This window comes from Halomonas sp. ND22Bw (assembly GCF_003011945.1).
Classification (GTDB): domain Bacteria; phylum Pseudomonadota; class Gammaproteobacteria; order Pseudomonadales; family Halomonadaceae; genus Halomonas; species Halomonas halophila.
Genome location: NZ_PXWD01001656.1, coordinates 1 through 241 on the forward strand (window position 1 = coordinate 1; position 241 = coordinate 241).

Here is a 241-nt window from a genome sequence, read left to right on the forward strand (position 1 = left end):
GAGGCCGCCGCGCCGCGCGGGGGCGACCAGCATTGCCTGACCCTGACGGTCGTCGATCAGGGGGCGGGCCTCACGCCCGACGCCATGAACCGGCTCTTCTCGCCCTTCGCCCAAGGGTCGGCCGAGGTGGCGCGCACCTATGGCGGGACGGGGCTGGGCCTGACCGTCAGCCGTGAGTTGGCGCGGCTGATGGGCGGCGACCTGACGGTGAAGAGCGCGCCGGGCGAAGGGGCTGCCTTCA

The 241-nt window shown here is 73.9% G+C and carries 1 protein-coding gene; it reads left to right on the plus strand.

The annotated features are described in order from the left end of the window. A partial coding sequence (locus CVH10_RS23890) for an ATP-binding protein (RefSeq protein ID WP_369336015.1) occupies positions 1-241 on the plus strand: 241 nt, incomplete at both ends.